Raw genomic sequence first — 23,924 nt, forward strand, 5'->3', positions numbered from 1 at the left:
GCTCAGCTGATCTCGGGATTCGAGTAGCAGCACCAAGCAGCCAGCAGCAAACCCGCCGAGAGGTTCCCCCATGGCAGGCGAGACCGTCATCACGGTCGTCGGCAATCTTGTCGATGACCCCGAGCTGCGTTTCACCCCGTCCGGTGCGGCGGTCGCGAAGTTCCGTGTCGCGTCCACTCCCCGCACCTTCGACCGTCAGACGAACGAGTGGAAGGACGGCGAGAGCCTGTTCCTGACCTGCTCGGTCTGGCGTCAGGCGGCGGAGAACGTCGCGGAGTCGCTCCAGCGAGGCATGCGCGTCATCGTGCAGGGCCGGCTGAAGCAGCGGTCCTACGAGGACCGTGAGGGCGTCAAGCGCACGGTCTACGAGCTGGACGTCGAGGAAGTCGGCGCCAGCCTGCGCAGTGCCACGGCCAAGGTCACCAAGACCGCCGGTGGCGCTCGCAGTGGCCAGGGCGGCGGGTTCGGCGGCGGTGGCGGTGGCGGCCAGGGTGGCGGCGGCTGGGGTGGAAACTCCGGCGGCGGTCAGCCGGCCGGCGGCGCTCCTGCCGACGACCCGTGGGCAACCGGCGCTCCCGCCGGTGGCAACCAGGGCGGCGGCGCGGGCAGCGGCGGTGGCGGCGGCTGGGGTGGAAACTCCGGCGGCGGCGGCAGCAGCAGCGGTGGCGGCGGCTACTCGGACGAGCCCCCCTTCTAGGCCCTTGGGCCGAGGGGCGGGTCGTACCCAAACTTCTTGATCACACAGGAGAAACACCATGGCGAAGCCGCCTGTGCGCAAGCCTAAGAAGAAGGTCTGCGCTTTCTGCAAGGACAAGGTCACGTACGTGGACTACAAGGACACGAACATGCTGCGGAAGTTCATTTCCGACCGCGGCAAGATCCGTGCCCGCCGCGTGACCGGCAACTGCACGCAGCACCAGCGTGACGTCGCCACGGCTGTCAAGAACAGCCGTGAGATGGCGCTGCTGCCCTACACCTCCACCGCGCGCTAAGGGAAGGGTGACCGACAAATGAAGATCATCCTCACCCACGAGGTCTCCGGCCTCGGTGCCGCGGGCGACGTCGTCGACGTCAAGGACGGTTACGCTCGCAACTACCTGATCCCGCGGAAGTTCGCTATCCGCTGGACCAAGGGTGGCGAGAAGGACGTCGAGCAGATCCGTCGCGCTCGCAAGATCCACGAGATCCAGACCATCGAGCAGGCCAACAGCGTCAAGGCCCAGCTCGAGGGTGTGAAGGTCCGTCTGGCCGTGCGCTCCGGCGACGCCGGTCGTCTCTTCGGTTCCGTCACCCCGGCTGACGTCGCTTCGGCGATCGAGGCTGCCGGTGGCCCGAAGGTCGACAAGCGTCGTGTCGAGCTGGGTTCGCCCATCAAGACGCTGGGCGCCCACGAGACGACCGTTCGTCTGCACCCCGAGGTTGCCGCCAAGGTCAACATCGAGGTCATCGCGGCCTGATCGCCGCACTCGGCCTGAACAGCTGAGAGAAGGGGCCGCACCTGCCGGGTGCGGCCCCTTCTTCGTGCCTGTGTTTCACGTGAAACAACGTGTTTCACGTGAAACTGTCGGCCTCGAACCCACGGTTTCACGTGAAACGGTCAGCGCGTCGCGCCAGTGACGAGCCAACGACCGGAGCGGGTGCGCAGCCACAGGGTCAGCATCCGCACCGTCATCATCAGCGTCATGGCCGCCCAGAGAGCGGTGAGCCCGCCGCCGAGCACCGGAACGAGCAGGGCGACCGGTGTGAAGACCGCCAGGGTGATCAGCATCGCCCACGCCAGGTAGGGTCCGTCGCCCGCGCCCATCAGGACTCCGTCGAGGACGAAGACGATGCCGCTGATCGGTTGTGAGGCGGCCACGATCAGCAGGGCGGGCAGTGCGGTGTCCTTGACCGAGGAGTCGCCGGTGAACAGGGACAGGAACACCGGTCGGGTGACCAACACCAGCAGGCCGAGTACGACCCCGGTGGCGATGCCCCACTGGACCATGCGGCGGCAGGCGGCGCGGGCGCCCTCCGTGTCTCCGGCTCCGAGATAGCGCCCGATGATGGCCTGACCGGCGATGGCGATGGCGTCGAGAGCGAAGGCGAGCAGGCTCCACAGCGACAGGATGATCTGGTGGGCCGCGATGTCGGCATCACCGAGCCGGGCGGCGATGGCGGTGGCGATCATCAGGATTGCCCGCAGCGACAGCGTGCGCACGAGCAGGGGTGCACCGGCCTGGGCCGAGGCTCTGATTCCGGCGGTGTCGGGACGCAGCGAGGCGCCGTGTCGACGCGCCCCGCGGACGACCACGATCAGGTAGACGGCGGCCATACCCCACTGGGCGATGACGGTGCCCCAGGCGGAGCCCGCGATGCCGAGGTCGGCACCGTAGACGAGGCCGACGTTGAGGGCGGCGTTGGCGACGAAGCCGGCGACGGCGACGTAGAGCGGTGTCTTCGTGTCCTGGAGGCCGCGCAGTACGCCGGTCGCGGCGAGGACGACGAGCATCGCGGGGATGCCCAGGGCGGAGATGCGGAGGTAGGTGGTCGCGTAGGGGGCGGCGGTGTCCGAGGCGCCGAAGAGTTCGATGAGGGCCGGTGCGGTGGGAAGGGCGACGGCGATGACGGCGGCTCCGAGAAGGAGCGCCAGCCAGATTCCGTCCATGCCCTGACGGATGGCGGCCTGGAGGTCGCCGGCGCCGACGCGTCGGGCGACGGCCGCCGTGGTGGCGTAGGCGAGGAAGACGAAGACGCTGACCGCTGTCATGAGGAGGGCCGAGGCGACGCCGAGTCCCGCGAGTTGGGCTGTGCCGAGATGGCCCACGATCGCGCTGTCGGCCATGACGAAGAGGGGCTCGGCGACGAGTGCGCCGAAGGCCGGGACGGCCAGTGCGACGATCTCTCGATCGTGCTGTCGCCGGTCGGCCTTGGAGGTCGCGGGAGCCTGTGTCATGAGCACTAATGTAATCGTCCACAGGTAAGAGATGCAATGTATCTGAGACCCTTACTACCCTTCGCGGCCCGTGCTCTTTCGTGCACCGTTCGAAGCGATCTTGGTCCAACTGGAAAAGTTTTTCTTCTGCACAGCCGGTGGACGGGAAAGTCGCAGTTCAGGGCAGGTGTCTGTACGGGGGCGGGAGCTTGTTCACAGGGCTGTCCACCGGGTCGTGCACAGGTTTCGTGGAGTTCTCCACAGCATCCGGGCCGTCGTCCACATGGCCTGTGGATAACCAGATTGGCTGACGGTGCCCACAGGCCTACGGTGGTGCGGCGCCCGCTCCGTTCGTCGGCTGGGAAACCATCACAAAACCGACGCGCCAGAACCGGAGTTGGGCGTCTTGTTTGTCAGTGCCGTGCCGTAGAAAAGAGAGGCACGGCTAGGTCCGCTCTCGGCGGACGGGAGGAGGTGTCTCGGTGAGCATTTCCGAGCCCTTGGACGATCCGTGGGCCGACAGCGGTCCGAGTGATCGTCTGCCTGCCCGCCGGCGCGGCGAAGGCGGCCGCGGGCGCGACGAGCAGCACGACCGCGGCCGGGAGAACGGCCAGTGGGAGAGCGGCGGGACGTCCTTCGAACGCGTGCCACCGCAGGATCTCGACGCCGAGCAGTCGGTGCTCGGTGGCATGCTCCTGTCCAAGGACGCCATCGCCGACGTAGTCGAGGTGCTCAAAGGCCACGACTTCTACAAGCCCGCACACGAGACGATCTTCCAGGCGATCCTGGACGTCTACGCGAAGGGCGAGCCGGCCGACCCCATCACGATCGCCGCCGAGCTGACCAAGCGCGGCGAGATCAACAAGGTCGGCGGCGCCTCTTATCTGCACACGCTCGTCCAGACGGTGCCGACGGCGGCCAACGCGGAGTACTACGCGGAGATCGTCCACGAGCGGGCGGTGCTGCGCCGCCTGGTCGAGGCCGGAACCCGTATCACTCAGATGGGTTACGCGGCCGACGACGACGTCGACGAGATCGTCAACCGTGCGCAGGCCGAGATCTACGCGGTCACCGAGCAGCGGACCAGCGAGGACTACCTCCCGCTCGGCGACATCATGGAGGGCGCGCTCGACGAGATCGAGGCGATCGGCTCGCGCAGCGGCGAGATGACCGGCGTGCCGACCGGCTTCACGGACCTCGACTCGCTCACCAACGGTCTGCACCCGGGCCAGATGATCGTCATCGCGGCCCGACCCGCCATGGGTAAGTCCACGCTCGCGCTGGACTTCGCGCGGGCGGCGTCGATCAAGCACAACCTGCCGAGCGTCATCTTCTCCCTGGAAATGGGGCGCAACGAGATCGCGATGCGTCTGCTCTCCGCGGAGGCCCGCGTCGCCCTTCACCACATGCGCTCCGGCACCATGACCGACGAGGACTGGACCCGGCTGGCGCGTCGGATGCCCGAAGTGTCGTCGGCACCGCTCTTCATCGACGACTCCCCGAACCTGTCGATGATGGAGATCCGCGCGAAGTGCCGTCGGCTCAAGCAGCGCAACGACATCAAGCTGGTGATCATCGACTATCTGCAGCTGATGCAGGCCGGTGGCTCCAAGCGCTCCGAGAGCCGTCAGCAGGAGGTTTCGGACATGTCCCGTAACCTCAAGCTCCTGGCCAAGGAGCTCGAAGTTCCGGTGATCGCGCTCTCGCAGCTGAACCGTGGTCCCGAGCAGCGCACGGACAAGAAGCCGATGGTGTCCGACCTGCGTGAGTCCGGCTCCATCGAGCAGGACGCCGACATGGTGATCCTGCTGCACCGCGAGGACGCCTATGAGAAGGAGTCACCGCGCGCTGGCGAGGCGGACATCATCGTGGGCAAGCACCGTAACGGCCCCACGGCGACGATCACCGTCGCCTTCCAGGGCCACTACTCGCGGTTCGTGGACATGGCGCAGACCTGATCTCGACAACGACTGCGACGACTACCCTGTCGCGGTGACGACCTCGCGCGTACTGGCGATCGCCCTCCAGGACACCGGCAGGACCTCGCTTCGTCCCCTGCCGATCGAAGCAGCCGAACTGCTCCACCGTGCCGGCGCTCCGCCGCGCCTGGTCGCCCATCTGCGAGCAGTCCACGACGTTGCGGGGCAACTCCTCGACTGGATCGCCGCACGCAACCTCGATCTGGGCATCAGCCCGGAGGCCGTTCTCTTCGGAGCCGCCACCCACGACATCGGCAAGACTCTGCACCCCGCCGAGTTGTCCGCTCCCGGTGGGCAGCACGAAGAAGCCGGCCGAGAGCTGCTCATGGCCCAGGGCGTCGATTCCGGCATGGCACGCTTCGCCGCGACACACGCCGCCTGGACCAGCGAAGCGGCTGGGACGGAAGACCTCCTGGTCAGCCTGGCCGACAAGATCTGGAAGAACAAGCGGGTCCCCGAACTCGAAGACCTTGTCGTCGCCCGACTCGCAGCGGCGAGCGGAAGACCGGTCTGGGAGGAGTTCCTCGACCTGGACAGTGTGCTCACTCGCATCGGCGACCAGGCCGATGAGCGCCTCGCCTTTCAGATGTCCTACCCGACAGGTTGAGGCGGGGAATCGGGTAGATCATGGAACCCCGTACGTTCCCGCGACCCCAGGACAAATGCGTTCGACGCCCGGGCAGCTCGCGGGGTGGACTGGGGGAATGACGACACCTCAGGAAGAGCTGCTCCCCGGTACGCGGCGGGCGCTGCTGCATCGGATCGCCGTGGCCCAGGCCGAAGGGCGTGCGCCGTCGCTGGTCGCGGCGGTGGTACGGGACGGGCGGGCCGTGTGGCACGGGGCGCGGACCTCGGTGGACGGGCACGGGCCGGACGAGAACGTGCAGTACCGGATCGGGTCGATCACCAAGACCTTCACCGCCGTTCTGGTACTGCGGCTGCGGGACGAGGGCGCGCTCGACCTCGGTGACCCGGTGGAGAGGCATCTGCCGGGCACGGGCGTGGGGGAGGCCACCGTCGCTGACCTCCTCGCCCACACGGGCGGGTTGGCCGCCGAGTCGCCCGCTCCCTGGTGGGAGCGCACTCCGGGCTCGCTGCGCCCCGAACTCGCCGACGTCCTGGGCGAACAGCCACTCCTGCACCCGGTGGGCCGCCGCTTCCACTACTCCAACCCGGGCTACACCGTGCTGGGCGCGCTCGTCGAGAAGCTGCGCGGGGCTCCGTGGGAGGAGGTGCTTCGGCGGGAAGTGCTCGAACCCCTGGGCCTGGACCGCACGAGCGGCCGTCCGAAGGCGCCCCACGCGGGTGGCTGGGCCGTGCATCCCTGGGCCGATGTCATGCTGCCGGAGCCCTCCGAGGACCTCGGACGCATGGCTCCCGCCGGTCAACTCTGGTCCACCACCGGTGACTTGGCGCGGTTCGCGACCTTCCTGGCGCAAGGGGACGACCGTGTCTTGAGCGCCGAGAGCGTACGGGAGATGCGCGTGCCGGCGGCGCCGGGCGAGGCCGCGGACGTCGCGGACGGCGTCTCGTACGGACTCGGGCTGCAGATCCAGCAGCGTCACGGTCGGCTGCTGGTGGGCCATTCCGGTTCGCTGCCGGGCTTTCTGGCGAACCTCAGCATCAGTGTCGAGGACGACGTCGCGGCGGTGGTGCTGACCAACTGCACCTCCGGTCCCCTCGTGTCCTCCGTCGGTGCCGACCTCGTGCGCATCGTCGCCGAGTCCGAGCCCCGCATCCCCGCCCCGTGGCGGCCGCTGCCCGAAGTGGACGCGTCCGTACTGGAGTTGGCGGGGCCGTGGTACTGGGGGACTCACGCGTACGCCCTCCGGCTGACGGCCGACGGAGGGGTCTCGCTGGAGCCCCTGGCCGGCAGTGGCCGCCGGTCTCGCTTCCGGGCCAACGCCGACGGCACCTGGACCGGACGGGAGGGCTACTACGCCGGAGAGCTCCTGAAGGCCGTACGACGGCCCGACGGGACCGTGAGCCATCTGGACCTCGGGTCCTTCGTGTTCACGCGTCAGCCGTACGACGAGGGGGCTTCTGTGCCGGGTGGAGTCGACCCGGACGGATGGCGAGGCATCGGATAGCCGGGCGTGGCGCGATGGGCGTCTTGTTTCACGTGAAACAAGACGCCCACGGGGGTTCACAGCTGAAGCTTGAAGCCCACGTGTGAGGCCGTGAATCCGAGCCGCTCGTAGAAGCGGTGGGCGTCGGTGCGTGTGACGTCGGAGGTCAGCTGGACCAACTGGCAGTTCTGGCGCCGGGATTCGTCGACCGCCCACTCGATGAGCTGCGTGCCCAGGCCGCTGCCGCGCTCATCGGCATGGATGCGGACACCTTCGATGATGGACCTGGTGGCACCGCGCCGGGACAGACCGGGGATGACCGTGAGCTGCAGCGTGCCGACGACCCGGTCCTCGCGAACGGCGACGACCAGATGCTGGTTCGGGTCGGCCGCGAGGCGTTCCCGAGCGGCCAGGTAAGGGGCCAGATCGTCCGGAGACTCGCGCTGGGCGCCGAGCGGGTCGTCGGCGAGCATCGCGACGATCACGGGCACGTCGTCCGCCGTGGCGGGCCGTATTTCAAGATCTCCCATGCCCGCAGCCTACGCACGGCGGTGACCGACGTGCCTCAGCCGGCGGCCACCGTCAGCGGGGCGAAGCGCCTGGTCCAGTCCCCGGGGAGTTCCGGGACGCCGTAGGTCATGACCGCGTTCTCGGCGACGGAGACCAGACCGCGTTCCTTCGCCCACGCCAGCAACTCCTCGTGGCGTACGTCGATGTCGGTGCGCAGGGGTCGGCCGGTGCGGACGGCGAGAGAGGTGAGCAGCGCCTGGGCGGTCTCGGTGTCCTGGGCGATCAGCGGGCCGACGACATGGGTCTCCATGTTGGGCCAGGCCGCCGCGTAGCCGATGAGCCGGCCGTCCCGCTCGGCGACCCGCAACTGGTCGGCGAAGGCGGGGAGGCGGGTGATGATGTGCGTGCGGTCCAGGCCGAACACCTCCTCGTCGAGCCGGAGGATCGAGGTGAGGTCTTCCGCGGTGGCCGCGCGTGTGGCGACCTTCGGTTCCGGACCGCCGGGCGTGAAGTGCCCGAGCAGCATCTCCGCCCGGCCGATGACCTTGAAGCCGAGTTCCTCGTAGAGCGGGCGGCCGTACGGGGTCGCGTGCAGGGTCAGTGGAGTGGTGCCCATTGCCGAGACGACGTGTCGCATAAGCCGGCGTCCCACGCCCCGACGGGCATGCCGTTCGGCGACCAGCACCATGCCGATGGCTCCCAGGCCGGGGCGGTCCTGCGGTCCGTACTCGCTGACGACACAGGCGCTGACGAGACCGCCGTCGGGGTCGTCGATCCCGTAGCCCTTCCCGGATGCGAGGAGGAGGCCCCACTTGTGTTCTTCGCGCTGCCACCCCCGGTCCTCGGACAAGTCGGCGCAGGCGGTGAGATCGCGAAGCGTCAGACGGCGGATCGGAAGAGCGGCGAGAGAAGGAGTCGGCACGCAGGTCAGGCTGTCTGACGGGTGGCCTCGCCGTCCACCGCTTTCCGGCTCTTCGCAGGCGGACACACGAGCTTTTGGCCATGTCGTGGGCAGCCGTACACAGAGCCGACAGCGGCCGGTGTTTCACGTGAAACACCGCCGACGACGAGCCGTCCAGTGGCCGCACTAGTCTCGATGACCATGGCGAGACTTCATCTCTTCGATCTCGACGGCACGTTGCTGTACGACACCTCGGCGCCCGTGGAGATCTCACGGCAGTTGGGGCTGGAAGCCGAGACCGTGGCTCTGGACAAGGCGATCTCGGCGGGACTGATCGGTCCGCCGGAGTACGCGGCGCGAGTACGTGAGCTCTGGGCGGATCTCACCGAGGCCCATGTGGCGTCGGCCTTCGAGGGAGCACCGTGGCTGGGCCGCATTCGGGAGGTCTGGGCGGCGATCCGGCAGGAAGGCGACTACTGCGCCGTCGTCTCGCTCTCCCCTTCCTTCTTCGTGGAGCGGCTCACCGGCTGGGGTGCACATGCGGCCCATGGATCCCTGTTTCCCGCCGTGCCGTTCACTGAGCCCGTGGACCCTGCCGGGGTGCTCAATGCCGCGGCCAAAGTGGAGATCGCCAGGCGACTGTGTGAGGAGTTCGGAGTGACGTCCGCCGACTGTGTCGCGTATGGCGACTCGTTCTCGGACAAGGACCTCTTCGGCGCGGTGCCGACTTCCGTGGCGGTCAATGCGGACCTTCACCTGGTCGGTCTCGCGACACACTCGTACATGGGCCTGGATCTGTGGGAAGCCTATGAATTGGTGCGGCACGCCCGGTAATTGAAGGAATTGATGGTTCGCCCCGCTCCATTCGTGGTGGTGGAAGGCGGGACTTGTGATCGACGCGGCGGCCGGTATGGTCGACTCCGGTTCGCTTTCCGGGGCGAGGCGCACACGCCCTGTGCGAGGTCGGAGAGCCGGGGGCTGGAGAGGACACTGCGGCCAATGTCACACTCTCGGCTTACTTGTCCGTACGGAACGTGAATACGGTTTGAATGTGGCTGTATTGGCCGCTGGGCGAAACGGGGAAAGCAAGCCGTCTGCGGGGGAAGCAGGCATCTTCCGAACGAGGAGGTGCGCAGACCGACCGAAAGATGTTCGAGGCGAGGCACACCATGGACGCTCCGACCACCACGTCGGCCGACAACGGCACGTCCGGCGGCGGGGCCGGCTGGTTCACGCCGCACACGCAGCCGGAGACAACCCCGGGCAGTGAGCGCGAGGCCTCCGAGGGCAACCGCCTCGCCGGGATGCGGCCGGTGGGCAGGACCACCGCGGACACGGAGACGGATCAGCAGAGGGAGAACGCCGGGCAACCGGTCGTGACGGCCCCCGCAACCGACCCGTACGTCCCTGCCCAGCGCTCCACCTCCTCCGCCCCGCCGCCCGCCCCCGCCGCCCCGCAGACGGCCGTCCCGGCCCGCGCCGAGCAGGCCTCGCCGGACGCCGTCCTCATCCGCCGGACGATGGCGGAGGTCGCGCCGGTCGCCGACAAGGTCACCTCGTACTTCTACGCGCTGCTCTTCGTCCGCCACCCCGACCTTCGGTCGCTGTTCCCGGCGGCGATGGACACCCAGCGGGACCGGCTGCTCAAGGCGCTGCTCACCGCGGCCGAGCACGTCGACAACACCCCCGTCCTCGTCGACTATCTGCAGAACCTGGGCCGCGGCCACCGCAAGTACGGCACGCGCCCCGAGCACTACGCGGCCGTCGGCGAGTGCCTCATCGGCGCGCTGAGCAAGTACGCGTCGGGCGTCTGGCACCCGGAGATGGAGGCGGCCTGGGTCCGGACGTACACGACGATCTCGCAGGTCATGATCGACGCCGCCGCCGCGGACGAACTGCGCGCCCCGGCCTGGTGGTACGCCGAGATCGTGGCGCACGACCTGAGAACCCGGGACGTCGCCGTCCTCACGGTCCGCCCGAACCAGCCCTATCCCTTTCTCGCCGGCCAGTACGCGAGTGTGGAGACACCGTGGTGGCCGCGGATCTGGCGGCACTACTCCTTCGCCTCGGCGCCCCGCCACGACGGTCTGCTGACGTTCCACGTGAAGGCCGTCCCGGCGGGCTGGGTCTCCAACGCGCTCGTGCACCGCTCCCGGCCCGGCGACATCCTCCGTCTCGGCCCGCCGGCCGGCTCGATGACCGTCGACCACACGACCGACAGCGGCCTGCTCTGCCTCGGCGGCGGCACCGGCATCGCGCCCATCAGGGCGCTGGTCGAGGACGTCGCCGAACACGGCGAGCGGCGTCCCGTCGAGGTGTTCTACGGCGCCCGCACCGACCACGACCTGTACGACATCGACACGATGCTCAGGCTCCAGCAGACCCACCCGTGGCTCTCGGTCCGCGCGATCATCGACCAGCACGCGCACCTCCAACTGCCCGACGCCATCCGCCAGTACGGGCCGTGGAGCGGGTACGACGCCTATCTCTCCGGGCCGCCCGGCATGATCCGCAACGGTGTCGACGCCCTCAGGAATGTCGGCATCCCGTCGGAGCGCATACGGCACGACTCGGTGGAGGAACTCGTCGGCGCCGGAGACTGACGCGACGCCGGGATCAGCCGAGGTCGGGCGCGTGCATCGCGCGTACGCCCTCGATGTTCCCGTCCAGGTAGTGCCGTAGCGACAGCGGTACGAGATGGACGGAGGCGATGCCGACCCGGGTGAACGGCACCCGGACGATCTCGTACTCCCCGGCGGGCTCGTCGACTTCGGGGCCATGGCGCAGAGACGTGTCCATGGACTCCAGGCGGCAGACGAAGAAGTGCTGCACCTTCACGCCGGTCGTGGCGGCGTCCTTGCCGATGTGTTCGACGGTGTCCACGAAGCAGGGCACCACATCGGTGATCTTGGCGCCGAGTTCCTCGTCCACTTCGCGATGGAGGGCGTCGACGACGGTCGAGTCCTCGGACTCGACTCCGCCACCGGGGGTGACCCAGTAGGGATCGACGCCTGGCTTGGTGCGCTTGATGAGGATCAGGTAGTCACCGTCGAGCAGAACGGCACGGGCGGTGCGCTTGACCACGGGTCGGACGGTCATGGGAGAAATGTGGCCCGACTGGTTCCACGTGAAACATCGCGGGACGTCACCGGCCGAGTTCGCCGCGTGGTCGCGACAAAAGGCCTGGTCAGCACCAGTCGGCCGCGGACCGCAGCAACCAGTCGTGTGCCCGCGCGATATGTGGCATGGCCAACGTGCCGGTGCGGACCACCAAGAAGTACGTCCGCAGGGGCGGCACCGCGGGATCGTGCAGGGCCAGGACGTCACCGCGCTCCAGGGCGGCGGCGCACAGATAGCGGGGCAGCACCGCGAGTCCCGCGCCCGCGACGGCACAGGCGAGGACCGCCCGCAGATCGGGCACGATGACCGTGCCCGGAGTGACCGGACGGGAGTCGAAGACGGCGGCCCAGTAACGGGAGACGAAGGGAAGCGACTCGTGCACCTCGATCACGGGGACGTTCTCCAGCGCCGGCGCCCCCTTTCGGCGCGGCTTGCCGGGTATCCGCTCGGCCCGGCGCGGGGCGGCGACCAGGACGTGCTCCTCGTCGCAGAGCGGAGTCGCCGTGAGCAGCGCACCCCGGGGACGGGCCGTACTGATGGCCAGATCATGATGCCCGGCTGCGAGACCTTCCAGGGTCTCCTCGGCATTCCCGAACGAGGTGCGCAGCGCGAAGCCCTGGCTGTCCTCGCCGGTCAGCTCGGTGAGGGCGGGCAGCGCGCGCTCGGCGGTGAACTCCGGGGGACCGGCGAGGTGCAGGGTGCGCAGGGAGGAGTCTTCGTCGAGGCCGGTCTCGGTGATCTCCACGAGGGCGTCGAGGTGCGGGGCGGCCTTGTGCGCGAGTTCGTCGCCGATGCTCGTCGGCGTCACCCCACGGGCCTGCCGCAGGAACAGGGGTCGGCCCAACTGCCGCTCCAGCGTGCGGATCTGGGACGTCACGGCCGGCTGCGACAGACCGAGCAGCGCGGCGGCCCGAGTGAAGGAGCCGGCCCGGTGCACGGTCACAAAAGTGCGCAGCAAGGCCAGATCCATGGCACGCACCCCCCTTTCCCTGCCCCACTCCCGGCCCCGGCAGGGCCCAACTATAAATAAGTCGATAGGTCTCTGTCGCTACTGTGATTGGACACTGACACAGAGTCAACTAGCCTTGGTCGCGCGGTTCTTCGCGCGCGGAACCGGGGACGGTCCGAGCCACGAGGGGGGAGGCTCGGACCGTCCGTTGTGCGTAGGCGGCCGCCGACCGGACGACCGTAAACCGGTCACCTCGCCGACTCCTCCAGCGCACGGAGCACGTCCGCCACCAGATCCTCGGGATCCTCGGCACCGACCGACAACCGGATGAAGCCCTCCGGCACCGCGTCCCCGCCCCAGCGTCCGCGCCGCTCGGCCGTCGACCGCACCCCGCCGAAGCTCGTCGCGTCGTCCACGAGCCGCAGCGCGTCGAGAAAACGGTCGGCACGCGTGCGCGTGGGCAGCGTGAAGGAGACCACGCACCCGTAGCGACGCATCTGCCGCGCGGCGATCTCGTGCGCGGGATCGTCGGGCAGCCCCGGATAGCGCAGCCCGGTCACCTCGGGCCGCTCCCGCAGCGCCTGGGCGACCATGAGGGCCGTCGCGCACTGCCGGTCGACGCGCAGCTGGAGGGTGGCGATCGAACGGTGTGCGAGCCAGGCTTCCATGGGGCCCGGAATCGCGCCGACGATCTTCCGCCAACGGCGTACGGCGGTAATCGCCTCGGCGTTGCGCCCGACGACGTACCCGAGAAGCACGTCACCGTGCCCGCTGAGCTGCTTGGTGCCGCTGGCCACGGAGAAGTCGGCGCCGAGCTCCAGCGGGCGCTGTCCCAGCGGCGTGGCGAGGGTGTTGTCGACGGCGACCAGGGCGCCACGCGCGTGTGCCGCCTCGACGAGCCGCCGGATGTCGCACACGTCCAGCCCCGGGTTCGACGGCGTCTCGATCCACAGCAGCTTGGCGCCGTCCAGCAGGTCCAGTTGGGCGTCGCCCCCGGTCGGCGCCGTGCGCACCTCGATGCCGTACGCCTCCAACTGCGCGCGCACCAAAGGCAGTGCCTGGTAGCCGTCGTTCGGCAGGACGGCCGTGTCGCCGGCGCTCAGCTGGGAGAAGAGCACCGACGAGATGGCGGCCATCCCGGAGGCGAAGACGAGCGTCTCGACGTCGTCCTGCCCAGGCGCCTCCAGCTCCTCGATGGCCCGCTCCAGCAGCGTCCAGGTGGGGTTCTCGTCGCGGCCGTAGGTGTACGGCCCGGTCGGCTCGCCCGGCAGATGGAAGTGGGCGGCGAACACCGGCCCGGGCAGGGTCGGTTCGTGCTTGACCGGTTCGGGCAGCCCCGCCCGCACCGCGCGCGTGCCGTCACCGTCGCCGTTCACCGGCGTAGCGGAATCACTCATGCCGCCCGTCCCTCCACCTGTTCGCGCACCGCGGCGAGCAGGCCCTCGCTCGCCGTCTCCACCATCTCAAGGCACTCCTCGAAGCCGTCCAGGCCCCCGTAGTACGGGTCCGGTACGTCGAGGTCGTCGCCCGCGGCGGGGTCGTAGGAGCGCAGCAGGCGCACTTTCGCTGCGTCCTCCGGAGTCGGCGCGAGGCGGCGCAGGGACCTGAGATGGCCGGCGTCGAGGGCGACGACCAGGTCGAGGCGGGCGAACCAGGACGTCTGGAACTGCCGGGCCGTGTGCCCGCCCTCGTAGCCGTGCTCCGCCAGGACGGAGACTGTGCGCGGGTCGGCGCCGTCGCCCTCGTGCCAGCCGCCGGTGCCGGCGCTGTCGACCTCGACCAGGTCCTCGAGACCGGCCTCCGCTGTGCGGGCGCGGAAGACGGACTCGGCCATCGGGGACCGGCAGATGTTGCCGGTACAGACGAAACAGACGCGATACGTCATCGCGTGCTCAGTCCCCGTCGGGCAGGACGACGTTGAGCGCCCAGGAGACGACGGAGATGATCAGGCCGCCCAGGACCGCGGTCCAGAAGCCGTCGACATGGAAGCTCAGGTCCAGCTTGTCGGCCAGCCACGAGGTGAGCAGCAGCATCAGCGCGTTGATGACCAGGGTGAACAGGCCCAGCGTCAGGATGAACAGCGGGAAGGTCAGCACCTGAAGGATCGGCTTGACCAGGAAGTTCACCACCCCGAAGACCAGGGCGACGAGGAGCAGGGTCCAGACCTTCTTGCCCGTGCTGTCACCGGTCAGGGTGATCTTGTCGAGCAGCCAGACGGCGACCGCCAGGGCGCCCGCGTTGGCGATCGTCTTGACTACGAAATTCTTCATGTGTCTGATCGTGGCAGACGAGATCGAAAACGAGCAGTGGGACGAGGGCGACAAGGGCGATGAAGGCATTCCGGTTGGACGAACTGGAGGCGGAACGCGCCGCCAACGACGGCGCCTACCTCCAGTTTCTGCGCGAACGGAACATGTCGGTCGGCCTCTACGCGCTCGACGCGGGCGACCAGGACCCGCAGCGGCCGCACCAGCAGGACGAGGTGTACTTCGTGGTCAGCGGCCGGGCCGCGATCACGGTCGGCATGGAGACGACCCAGGTGGCGCGCGGCAGCGTGGTCTACGTGCCCGCGGGCGTGGCCCACAAGTTCCACCACATCAGTGAGGATCTGCGGGTCCTCGTGGTGTTCTCTCCGCCCGAGAGCTGAGGCCCGACCTCGGGGTTCCCTAGGGGATCGATCAGGGGAGGACAAGGGATGCGGGGCCCCCGCCAGGCCCCCTGTCGGCCCTAGCATCGAATGCAGGACAACAGGCAGGACAACAGAAGGATCCGGCGTCACAAGCCCGGGTCATCGACAGGACCCGGCACCAGCGACGGGCGGAGAGGTAAGGACGACAGCTATGGGAGAGATCTTCTCGGGACTGCCCTGGTGGGTGAAGTGGATCGCGGTGCCGGTCATCGCCCTGGTCGTGTTCGGCGGGCTGATAGCGAGCGTCGTCGGCTTCGTCATCGGGCTGCTCTTCAAGGCGCTGGTCTTCGTGGCACTGGTCGGCGGACTGATCTACGTCGTACGGAAGTTCACGTCGAGCTCGTCGTCGCGCAGCGACTGGTGAGGCCCGTGGGACGCCGGTGATCGGTAACAGGAATCACCGGTTCCCTCGCGCGAGGGAAGTTTTCCGGCGGGCCGTCCGCGCGCGGTGACGGACGGTTAGAGTCCGGAATTCGACGCGGGGACGACCCCGCGAGCGGCGTACACCCCCACCCGTGTTCCCCCGCACGGGCTGCCCCCTCGCGCTCCGGGAGTGATCCTTGGCCACGGTAGGCACCGGCACCGCAACCACAGCCCCCCACACACCCTCAGCCACACCCGCACCGGCGGCCCCGCCGCCGGGACGCCCGATCCCCATCCGACCACCTGAGCAGCCGGGCCCGTCGACACAGGAACGTGCGGCGACGCCGACGCCGGCCGACGGTACGACGAGTCCTCCGGCGGCTGGGCGTACGTCGGCACCTCCACCGCCCGCCACGACGCCTCTGGCGCCCGAGCGCGTGACTGATGAGCGGGCACCGGTGCCCGCGACGCAGCCTCCGGTACGGCCGGGCCCGACCCGAGCGACAGTGCCGCCCCGCCCGACGCAACCCACTACACCGCCCCGGCCGACGACCCACCGCCCGCCTCAATCGCCCCCGGCCCCCGAGGCAGCGCACCCGCACGCACACCCCCAGTCCGCCGCCACCCTCATCGGGTCCGTCCAGCGGGCGATGCGGCTCCTGGAATGCGTCGCAGAGCACCCGCACGGAGCCCCCGCCAAGCAACTGGCCCGTGAGACGGGTCTGGCTCTCCCGACGGCGTATCACCTGCTGCGCACCCTCGTGCATGAGGGCTATCTGCGTCGCGACAAGGGGCTGTTCTTCCTCGGCGACGCCGCCGAGCGGCTGAGCAGCAGCGCGGCCCAGCAGAAACGTCGCAGCACGATCGTCGACGCGCTGGCCCACTGGCGGGACGCGATCGGCGTGCCCGTGTACTACGCCGTGTACCGGGACGGCGAGATCGAGGTCGTGTGCGTGTCCGACACCCCGGGCAACCCGGCGGTCGAGGAGTGGGCCGACTTCCGCGAGACCGCGCACGCGCACGCGATCGGGCAGTGCCTGCTGTCCCAACTGGACGAGGACGCCCGCCGCGACCACCTCGGGCGCTACCCCGTCCAGTCGATCACCCCGTACACGGTGCGTGACGACCACACCCTGCTGAGGCGGCTCGAACGGACGCGGAGGATGGAACCGGTCGTCGAGCGGCAGGAGTACGCGCTGGGGACAGTCTGCGCGGCGATCCCGATCACCGTGGGTGCGACGGCGGCCACGATGGCCATTTCCCTGCCCTCGCATCAGGCCGATCGGCTGGCGGCCGCGGCCCGGCAACTGCAGAGCGAAGTCGGGCGGATGCTGGGGTCGCTCGCGATCTCTATCAGTATCTGAAAACTCACTCCTTGTGATCTGTCGCCTACTTTAAGCAAGATGCCAGCAGTGTCAGAGCGATCATTACTGGCCAATCGGTTGCATATGACGGGGTAGGCGATGCGCGAGTCCGTACAGGCAGAGGTCATGATGAGCTTCCTCGTCTCCGAGGAGCTCTCCTTCCGTATCCCGGTGGAGCTGAGTTACGAGTCCTGTGATCCCTATGCCGTGCGGCTGACCTTCCATTTGCCGGGCGACGCCCCGGTGACGTGGGCTTTCGGCCGCGAGCTGCTGATCGACGGGGTGGGCCGGCCGACCGGCGAGGGGGACGTACGGGTCGCGCCCGCCGACCCCGACTCCCTGGGCGAGCTGCTGATCCGGCTTCAGGTCGGCGGCGACCACGCACTGTTCCGGTCGTCGACGGCGCCGGTCATCGCCTTCCTCGACCGCACCGACAAGCTGGTGCCGCTCGGCCAGGAGGGTTCGCTCGCCGACTTCGACGCCCATCTCGACGAGGCGCTGGACCGGATCCTGGCGGAGGAGCAGAGCGCGGGCTGACGGGGTCGGGGGGTCGGGGTAGGTCGGAATTCGGTGTGGGTCCGGGCGGCAGGCGGGATGCTTGAGCAGGCGTTGCGGGGTTGTGCAGTAACGCTTCTTCTCTGACGTGCTCCCGCGCTGCCCTACTGCCGCACTACCGCACTGCCGGGCCCCAGCACCAGCCGTCCGCCGCTCAGCGCTTACGGCGCCGACCGTGTCCTGTGCGGGTCTGGATGGGTGCGGTGTCGGTGATCGTCGAACTCGAGGCCGAGGACGGACCCGTGGGCGCCGCGGTAGCCGTCGCTGCGGCCGTCTCCTGCGTCGGGCGGTCCGCCGAGACCACCAGAGCCGCGAGGAGCGTGGTGACCGGCACCGAGGCGACCAGGCCGATCGAGCCGACCAGGGTGCGGACGATCTCCTCCGCCACCAACTCGCTGTTGGCGACCGACCCGACGCTGCTCTGCGCGATGGAGAAGAGCAGCAACAGCGGCAGTGCGGCGCCCGCGTAGGCGAGGACGAGCGTGTTGACCACGGACGCGATGTGGTCGCGGCCGATGCGGATGCCGGCCCGGTACAGCCCGCGCCAGCCCATCGAGGGGTTGGCCTCGTGCAGCTCCCAGACCGCCGAGGTCTGGGTGACCGTCACGTCGTCGAGGACACCGAGCGAGCCGATGATGACGCCGGCGAGCAGCAGACCGCTCATGTCGATCGACGGATACAGGCCATGGATCAGCCCGGTGTTGTCGTCGGTGTTGCCGGTGAGCGCGGCCCAGCCGATGAACTGCGAGCCGAGGACGCCGATCAGCACCAGTGAGATCAGCGTGCCCAGTACCGCCACGGATGTTCGGGCGGACAGACCGTGACACATGTACAGGGCGATCAGCATGATGGCGCTGGCCCCGATCACCGCCACGAGCAGCGGGTTCGAGCCCTGCAGGATCGCGGGCAGGATGAAGAAGTTGAGGATCATGAAGCTGATCGCCAGCGCGACCAGGGCCATGACGCCCCGCAGTCGGCCCACCACCACGACGGCGAGCGCGAAGATGCCGGCGAGCACGCCCATCGGGATCCGGCGGTTCACGTCGGTGACCGAGTACTGCAGGTCCTTGGGCGCCGAGGGCTCGTAGGCGACGACGACCTTCTCGGCCTCGTGCAACTGCCGCGACTGGTCCGGCTGCACGATCTCGGTGAACGTACGGCCCTTGTCGTTGCCGGTGTCGACGCGGATGGTCGCCTTCTTGCAGGTGCCGTTCTCCTCCTGCTGGGCGGAGCTGCCCTCGGCGGTGGAGGTGTCCCCGGTCGACGACCCGGCCGAGGCGTTCACCGACTTGCAGCTCACGCTCTGGACCTTGGTGACCGTCGCCTGCTGGGTCTGCCGGTCGAAGCCCACGCCGGTGCGCTCGTGCGCCGGGGCTCCGCCGGGCCACAGCACGACCAGCCCGACCACCACGGCCGCGGTGAACGGGATCAGGATCGCGGCGATGACCTTGCGCAGGTGCTTGGAGACGGGGGCCGCGGGGCCGTGACTGTGACTGTGTCCGTGACCACCGCCGGAGCCGGATCCGTGCCCGTGTCCATCGCCGGGAGCAGGCCCATGTCCGTGTCCGTCACCGGGATCAGGCCCATGTCCGTGTCCGTGTCCGTCACCGGGATCGTGACCGTGGCCGTCCCCCGAGCCATGCCCGCGCCCGGGCTCGTGCCCGCCGTCCAAGTGGGGTTGCTGACCGCGCCCGCCGTCCAGGTGGGGCCGCTCACCGCGCCCATCGCCCGAGTTGGGCCCGTGGCCGTGCCCCCCGCCGAAGCCGCCACCAGCACCTTCACTGAAGTCGTCACCGGAATTGGCGTCGAAACCACCGCCGTATCCACGGCCGTTGCCATCGCCGTATCCACGGCCACCGCCGGGGCCATGACCGGGGCCCGGGCCGCGGCGCGGGTCCGGGGGCGGGTACGGAGGCTGATTCGTGGTGGTCACCGCCCGATCATCGCAAGAACGACAGAGGCCCTCTGTTCACCGCGCCCGAATTGACGCTAGCGTGGAGGCACCTTTGCACACGCGGGAGCTCGGAGCACCGGGCTGAGAGGGCGCTGACCTTCGTCCCAGCGATGTTTCACGTGGAACGTCATTCGAGTCGAGTGATGTTTCACACGAAGCGTCGACAGACGGAAGCCGCTGCGTCGACCGCTGAACCTGTTACCGGGTAATGCCGGCGTAGGGAGTAGGTCTCATGACCATCAAGGACGCACGTACGCCTGTCTCCAGCCAGGACGAACCGCCCGTCGAGGGCCAGAAGTCCGCGGAGGCCGGGAAGTCCATCGGCTGGCACAAGGGGTACGTCGAGGGCTCGCGCCCCGATCTGCGCGTGCCGGTCCGTCAGGTGCACCTCACCAACGGGCAGTCGGTCACCCTGTACGACACCTCCGGCCCGTACACCGATCCGTTCGTCGACACCGACGTCCGCCGAGGCCTGGCGCCGCTGCGGGAGAACTGGGTCATCGCCCGCGGCGACACCGAGGAGTACGCGGGTCGTCCCGTCCGTCCCGAGGACGACGGGATCAAGCACACCTCGCCACGGGGCGGTCTGCGCAACCTCGACGCGGTCTTCCCCGGGCGACCGCGCCAGCCGCGCCGCAGCCGGGACGGCAGCGCGGTCACACAACTCGCCTACGCGCGACGGGGCGAGATCACACCCGAGATGGAGTACGTGGCCATCCGGGAGAAGGTCGAGCCCGAGGTGGTCCGCGAGGAGATCGCGGCGGGCCGCGCGGTGCTGCCGGCCAACGTCAACCACCCGGAGATCGAGCCGATGATCATCGGCAAACGGTTCCTGGTGAAGGTCAACGCCAACATCGGCAACTCCGCGGTCACTTCCTCCATCGAGGAGGAGGTCGAGAAGATGACCTGGGCGACCCGCTGGGGCGCCGACACGGTCATGGACCTGTCCACCGGCCGCAACATCCACACCACCCGCGAGTGGGTGCTGCGCAACTCCCCCGTCCCCATCGGCACGGTGCCGCTCTACCAGGCGCTGGAGAAGGTCGACGGCCGGGCCGAGGAGCTGACCTGGGAGATCTACAAGGACACGGTCGTCGAGCAGGCCGAGCAGGGCGTGGACTACATGACGGTCCACGCGGGCGTGCGGCTGCCGTTCGTCCCGCTCACCGCCAACCGCAAGACCGGCATCGTCTCGCGCGGCGGCTCGATCATGGCCGCGTGGTGCCTCGCGCACCACAAGGAGTCCTTCCTGTACGAGAACTTCGAGGAGCTGTGCGAGATCCTCGCCGCCTACGACGTCACGTACTCGCTGGGCGACGGCCTGCGGCCCGGCTCGATCGCGGACGCCAACGACGAAGCGCAGTTCGCGGAGTTGCGCACGCTCGGGGAACTCAACACGATCGCGAAGCGTTTCAACGTACAGACCATGATCGAGGGCCCGGGACACGTCCCGATGCACAAGATCAAGGAGAACATCGAACTTCAGCAGGAGATCTGCGATGAAGCTCCGTTCTATACGCTCGGCCCGCTGACGACGGACGTCGCGCCCGCGTACGACCACATCACCTCCGGCATCGGTGCCGCGATGATCGCTTGGTGGGGTACGGCCATGCTCTGCTACGTAACGCCCAAGGAGCATCTGGGCCTGCCCAACCGTGACGACGTCAAGACCGGCGTCATCACCTACAAGATCGCCGCCCATGCCGCCGACGTCGCCAAGGGACACACCGGCGCGCAGGACTGGGACGACGCGCTGTCCGACGCCCGCTTCGAGTTCCGGTGGGAGGACCAGTTCAACCTCGCCCTGGACCCGGTCACCGCACGGGAGTTCCACGACGAGACGCTCCCGGCGGAGCCGGCCAAGACGGCCCACTTCTGCTCGATGTGCGGGCCGAAGTTCTGCTCGATGAAGATCTCCCACGACATCCGCCGCGAACACGGCGGCACCAGGGCCGAGGTCGAGGAGGGCATGGCCCAGAAGTCGAAGGAGTTCGCGGCGGCGGGTAACCGGGTGTACCTGCCGATCGCCGACTGAGGCTGAGAGTTGGGGAGTCAGGGCTGAGGGCTCAGGGCTGAGTCCTGACGGCCAAAGGGTGACGAGGGGGCGGACCGCCCGGCCTGCCCCCTCGGTACCTGCTTCAGCGTTGCCCGACCTCGCCTACCTGCCTCAGCGCTACCTACCTCAGCGCTGCCCGCTGAAGTCGTGCGCCGGGCTGTCCTTCGGTCGCTCCCCGGAGGGCACCGCAGGACCGGTCTGCGTCAGCTTCTCCCCTTCGATGTCCACGTTGGGCAGGACGCGGTCGATCCAGGTGGGCAGGGACCAGGCGCGTTCGCCGAGGAGGGCGAGGGCGGCGGGGACGATCGTCATGCGGACGATGAAGGCGTCGAAGACGACGGCGATCGCGAGTCCGAGGCCGAGTGACTTGATCATGGCGTCGTCGCCGCCGACGAAGCCGGAGAAGACGGTGACCATGATGATCGCCGCGACGGTGACGACGCCGGCGCTGTGCTTGAAGCCGGCCTCGACCGCTGTGCGGGCGTCGGCGCCATGGACGTATGCCTCGCGGATCCGGGTGACGAGGAAGACCTGGTAGTCCATGGCCAGACCGAAGACGATGCCGACCAGCAGGATGGGCATCAGGCTCATGATCGGGCCGGTCTGCTGCAGACCGATCAGGTCCTTCAGCCAGCCCCACTGGAAGACCGCGACGATGGCACCGAGGGAGGCCAGGACGGAGAGGAGGAAGCCGAGGGCGGCCTTGACCGGCACCAGGATCGACCGGAAGACCAGGATCAGCACCAGGATCGCCAGGCCGACGACGAGCGCCAGGTACGGCACGATCGCGGCGCTGAACTTGTCGGAGACGTCGATGTTGAGGGCCGTCGTCCCGGTCACCAGGGAGCGGGCGTCCGTCTCCGCTCCGACCTTGTCGGCCAGGGAGCGGATGTCGCCGACGAGTTCCTTGGTGGCGTCGCTGCTCGGCGCGCTCTTGGGGACGACCGAGATGATGGCGGCGTCGCCCGCCGGGTTGAAGGCGGCCGGGGACACCGCGGCAACGTCACGCAGTCCGGCGAGGGACTTGCCCATCTCCTCGGAACCGGTGTGCGCGACGGCGGGGTCGCTGTTGTCGACGGTCACCGTGAGCGGGCCGTTGAAGCCGGGCCCGAAGGACTGCGACAGCATGTCGTAGGCCTTGCGCTGGGTGGAGGAGGCGGCCTTGGAACCGTCGTCCGGCAGCCCGAGTTCGAGCTTCGTGGCGGGCAGGGCGACCACACCGAGGGCGATCACCGCCAGGACCAGGATGCGCGCCGGCCTGCGCAGTACGCAGGTGATCCACCGCTGTGCCAGTCCCGGACGGCCCGAGACGGATCGAGCCTCGGATCGCGCCTTGGCCGCTCGGAATCGGAAGGGGAATCGCTTGCGCGCCTTGTCGGTGACCCGTTCGCCGGCGAAGCCCAGCAGCGCCGGGATCAGGGTGATGGCGACGAGGACGGCGACGACCACGGCACCGGCGGCGCACAGACCCATCGTGGTCAGGACGGGCAGGTTCACCACGGCCAGGCCCCCCAGGGCGATCACCACGGTCAGACCGGCGAAGACGACGGCCGATCCGGCGGTGCCGTTGGCGCGGGCGGCGGCTTCCTTCGCATCATGGCCGGCCGCTCGCTCGGCGCGGTAGCGGGAGACGATGAACAGGGCGTAGTCGATGCCGACGGCGATGCCCAGCATCGTGGCCAGAGCCGGGGAGCTGCTGTTGAGGTTGAGCGGTCCGCTGAGCGCCGTGACGGCCGTCATGGTCACCCCGACCCCGACCACCGCGGTGACCAGGGGGAGGCCGGCGGTGACCAGCGAGCCGAAGGTGAGGAAGAGGATGACGGCGGCCAACGCGAAGCCGATGACCTCGGCCGCCATGCCGGCCTCGGGGGCCGTCAGCGCGTTTCCGGACGCCTCTACCGTCAGCCCGTGATCACGGCCGAAGTCCAGTGCCTTGTCCAGGCCGGTGTGGTCGTGGTCGGTCAGACCCGTGTCCTTGACGGAGTAGGTGACCTGCGCATACGCGGTGGTGCCGTCCGCGCTGACCGTCTTCGCCGTGAAGGGGTCGGTGACCTGGTCTATGTGCCCGGAAGAGTCCTTCACCTCGGCCAGGGTCGCTTCGAGGTCCTTCCTGTTCTCGGCGGCGCCGATCTTCTCGCCGTCGGGGGCCCGCATGACGACACGGGCGGAGGCGCCTTGCGCGTTGGAGGCCGGGAACTTCTCCGCCAGCAGGTCGTACGCCCGCTGGGCCTCCGTACCGGGCAGGGTGAAGCTGGAGCTCTGCGGGCCCGAGCTGTTGGCGGCGGCGGCGCCCATGACGCCCAGGACGAGCGCCCACAGAAGGACGACCAGCCGGCGCCGCTCGAAGGCGGCCCGGCCGATCCGGTGCAGGAAGGTGGCCATGAGGGTGTGAACTCTCCGTCTGACGAGGGTCTGGCGGCGGTCCGGCAGCCATCTGTCGGCGGCTGTCGGCGCGTTGGCCGGCGGCCGGGCCTCGGGGGACGGGTCACCGGCCGCCGTGG

The 23,924-nt window shown here is 69.1% G+C and carries 23 protein-coding genes; 13 read left to right on the forward strand and 10 right to left on the reverse strand.

Annotated elements, in window-relative coordinates:
* The first annotated feature begins 70 nt into the window (after positions 1-70).
* Genes M2283_RS11695 through rplI form a run of 3 tightly spaced genes read left to right on the forward strand, consistent with a single transcriptional unit; the run spans position 71 to position 1,457 of the window.
* Positions 71-697, forward strand: coding sequence for a single-stranded DNA-binding protein (locus M2283_RS11695; protein WP_280876068.1), 627 nt, complete (start codon positions 71-73; stop codon positions 695-697).
* A gap of 58 nt (positions 698-755) precedes the next feature.
* Positions 756-992, forward strand: coding sequence for a 30S ribosomal protein S18 (rpsR, locus tag M2283_RS11700; protein WP_003949403.1), 237 nt, complete (start codon positions 756-758; stop codon positions 990-992).
* An 18-nt stretch (positions 993-1,010) separates the two neighbouring features.
* A complete protein-coding gene (gene rplI, locus M2283_RS11705) occupies positions 1,011-1,457 on the forward strand; it encodes a 50S ribosomal protein L9 (RefSeq protein ID WP_123998990.1) in 447 nt (148 codons plus the stop codon).
* Between the two features lie 140 nt (positions 1,458-1,597).
* Here rplI and M2283_RS11710 read toward each other — a convergent pair whose 3' ends face one another.
* Positions 1,598-2,935, reverse strand: coding sequence for an MATE family efflux transporter (locus M2283_RS11710; RefSeq protein ID WP_280876069.1), 1,338 nt, complete (start codon positions 2,933-2,935; stop codon positions 1,598-1,600).
* A gap of 461 nt (positions 2,936-3,396) precedes the next feature.
* Here M2283_RS11710 and dnaB point away from each other — a divergent pair, with 461 nt between their 5' ends.
* The 3 genes from dnaB (at position 3,397) to M2283_RS11725 (ending at position 6,983) form a co-directional block, all read left to right on the forward strand.
* Positions 3,397-4,872, forward strand: coding sequence for a replicative DNA helicase (gene dnaB / locus M2283_RS11715; protein ID WP_280876070.1), 1,476 nt, complete (start codon positions 3,397-3,399; stop codon positions 4,870-4,872).
* 34 nt (positions 4,873-4,906) lie between these two features.
* Positions 4,907-5,500: an HD domain-containing protein gene (locus M2283_RS11720; protein ID WP_280876071.1), complete on the forward strand. Its 594-nt coding sequence runs from the start codon at positions 4,907-4,909 to the stop codon at positions 5,498-5,500.
* Positions 5,501-5,597: 97 nt separating this feature from the next.
* Positions 5,598-6,983, forward strand: a complete 1,386-nt coding sequence (locus M2283_RS11725) for a serine hydrolase domain-containing protein (RefSeq protein WP_280876072.1) — start codon at positions 5,598-5,600, stop codon at positions 6,981-6,983.
* Between the two features lie 56 nt (positions 6,984-7,039).
* Here the strand turns inward: M2283_RS11725 and M2283_RS11730 are convergent, their stop codons facing one another.
* Both M2283_RS11730 and M2283_RS11735 read right to left on the reverse strand, forming a co-directional pair.
* Entirely contained in the window at positions 7,040-7,492 is a 453-nt protein-coding gene (locus tag M2283_RS11730) for a GNAT family N-acetyltransferase (RefSeq protein WP_280876073.1), read from the reverse strand.
* Between the two features lie 35 nt (positions 7,493-7,527).
* Positions 7,528-8,394: a GNAT family N-acetyltransferase gene (locus M2283_RS11735; RefSeq protein ID WP_280876074.1), complete on the reverse strand. Its 867-nt coding sequence runs from the start codon at positions 8,392-8,394 to the stop codon at positions 7,528-7,530.
* A gap of 180 nt (positions 8,395-8,574) precedes the next feature.
* On the opposite strand from M2283_RS11735, the gene M2283_RS11740 reads away from it, so the two are divergent.
* Entirely contained in the window at positions 8,575-9,207 is a 633-nt protein-coding gene (locus M2283_RS11740; protein WP_280876075.1) for an HAD family hydrolase, read from the forward strand.
* Positions 9,208-9,521: 314 nt separating this feature from the next.
* A complete protein-coding gene (locus M2283_RS11745; RefSeq protein ID WP_432423054.1) occupies positions 9,522-10,976 on the forward strand; it encodes a globin domain-containing protein in 1,455 nt (484 codons plus the stop codon).
* 13 nt (positions 10,977-10,989) lie between these two features.
* On the opposite strand, the gene M2283_RS11750 is transcribed toward M2283_RS11745, so the two are convergent.
* The 5 genes from M2283_RS11750 to M2283_RS11770 form a co-directional block, all read right to left on the reverse strand.
* Positions 10,990-11,472 (reverse strand): NUDIX hydrolase, encoded by a 483-nt coding sequence (locus M2283_RS11750; protein WP_280876077.1) that lies wholly within the window; start codon positions 11,470-11,472, stop codon positions 10,990-10,992.
* An 88-nt stretch (positions 11,473-11,560) separates the two neighbouring features.
* Positions 11,561-12,463, reverse strand: a complete 903-nt coding sequence (locus M2283_RS11755) for a LysR family transcriptional regulator (protein WP_280876078.1) — start codon at positions 12,461-12,463, stop codon at positions 11,561-11,563.
* A gap of 227 nt (positions 12,464-12,690) precedes the next feature.
* Positions 12,691-13,839 carry a cystathionine gamma-lyase gene (locus M2283_RS11760; protein ID WP_280876079.1) on the reverse strand — a complete coding sequence of 383 codons (1,149 nt, stop codon included), beginning with the start codon at positions 13,837-13,839 and terminating at the stop codon, positions 12,691-12,693.
* Complete coding sequence (locus M2283_RS11765; protein ID WP_280876080.1) at positions 13,836-14,327, reverse strand: low molecular weight protein-tyrosine-phosphatase; 492 nt, start codon at positions 14,325-14,327, stop codon at positions 13,836-13,838. The genes M2283_RS11760 and M2283_RS11765 overlap by 4 nt, the downstream gene beginning before the upstream one ends.
* Positions 14,328-14,334: 7 nt before the next feature.
* A complete protein-coding gene (locus tag M2283_RS11770; RefSeq protein WP_280876081.1) occupies positions 14,335-14,712 on the reverse strand; it encodes a phage holin family protein in 378 nt (125 codons plus the stop codon).
* Positions 14,713-14,771: 59 nt separating this feature from the next.
* Between M2283_RS11770 and M2283_RS11775 the strand changes: the two genes are divergently transcribed.
* The 4 genes from M2283_RS11775 to M2283_RS11790 all read left to right on the forward strand — a co-directional run bounded on the left by M2283_RS11775 (position 14,772) and on the right by M2283_RS11790 (position 17,395).
* A complete protein-coding gene (locus tag M2283_RS11775; RefSeq protein ID WP_123999009.1) occupies positions 14,772-15,089 on the forward strand; it encodes a cupin domain-containing protein in 318 nt (105 codons plus the stop codon).
* A 193-nt stretch (positions 15,090-15,282) separates the two neighbouring features.
* Positions 15,283-15,495 (forward strand): DUF5326 family protein, encoded by a 213-nt coding sequence (locus M2283_RS11780; protein ID WP_058924335.1) that lies wholly within the window; start codon positions 15,283-15,285, stop codon positions 15,493-15,495.
* 649 nt (positions 15,496-16,144) lie between these two features.
* Positions 16,145-16,858, forward strand: coding sequence for an IclR family transcriptional regulator (locus tag M2283_RS11785; RefSeq protein ID WP_432423055.1), 714 nt, complete (start codon positions 16,145-16,147; stop codon positions 16,856-16,858).
* Positions 16,859-16,957: 99 nt separating this feature from the next.
* Complete coding sequence (locus M2283_RS11790) at positions 16,958-17,395, forward strand: SsgA family sporulation/cell division regulator (protein ID WP_280876082.1); 438 nt, start codon at positions 16,958-16,960, stop codon at positions 17,393-17,395.
* A 172-nt stretch (positions 17,396-17,567) separates the two neighbouring features.
* Here M2283_RS11790 and M2283_RS11795 read toward each other — a convergent pair whose 3' ends face one another.
* A complete protein-coding gene (locus M2283_RS11795; protein WP_280876268.1) occupies positions 17,568-19,085 on the reverse strand; it encodes a YibE/F family protein in 1,518 nt (505 codons plus the stop codon).
* A gap of 514 nt (positions 19,086-19,599) precedes the next feature.
* Between M2283_RS11795 and thiC the strand changes: the two genes are divergently transcribed.
* Positions 19,600-21,402 carry a phosphomethylpyrimidine synthase ThiC gene (thiC, locus tag M2283_RS11800; RefSeq protein WP_280876083.1) on the forward strand — a complete coding sequence of 601 codons (1,803 nt, stop codon included), beginning with the start codon at positions 19,600-19,602 and terminating at the stop codon, positions 21,400-21,402.
* A 147-nt stretch (positions 21,403-21,549) separates the two neighbouring features.
* Here the strand turns inward: thiC and M2283_RS11805 are convergent, their stop codons facing one another.
* Positions 21,550-23,805 carry an MMPL family transporter gene (locus M2283_RS11805; RefSeq protein ID WP_280876269.1) on the reverse strand — a complete coding sequence of 752 codons (2,256 nt, stop codon included), beginning with the start codon at positions 23,803-23,805 and terminating at the stop codon, positions 21,550-21,552.
* Positions 23,806-23,924 lie beyond the last annotated feature (119 nt).

This window comes from Streptomyces pseudovenezuelae, from assembly GCF_029892565.1.
GTDB lineage: Bacteria > Actinomycetota > Actinomycetes > Streptomycetales > Streptomycetaceae > Streptomyces > Streptomyces pseudovenezuelae_A.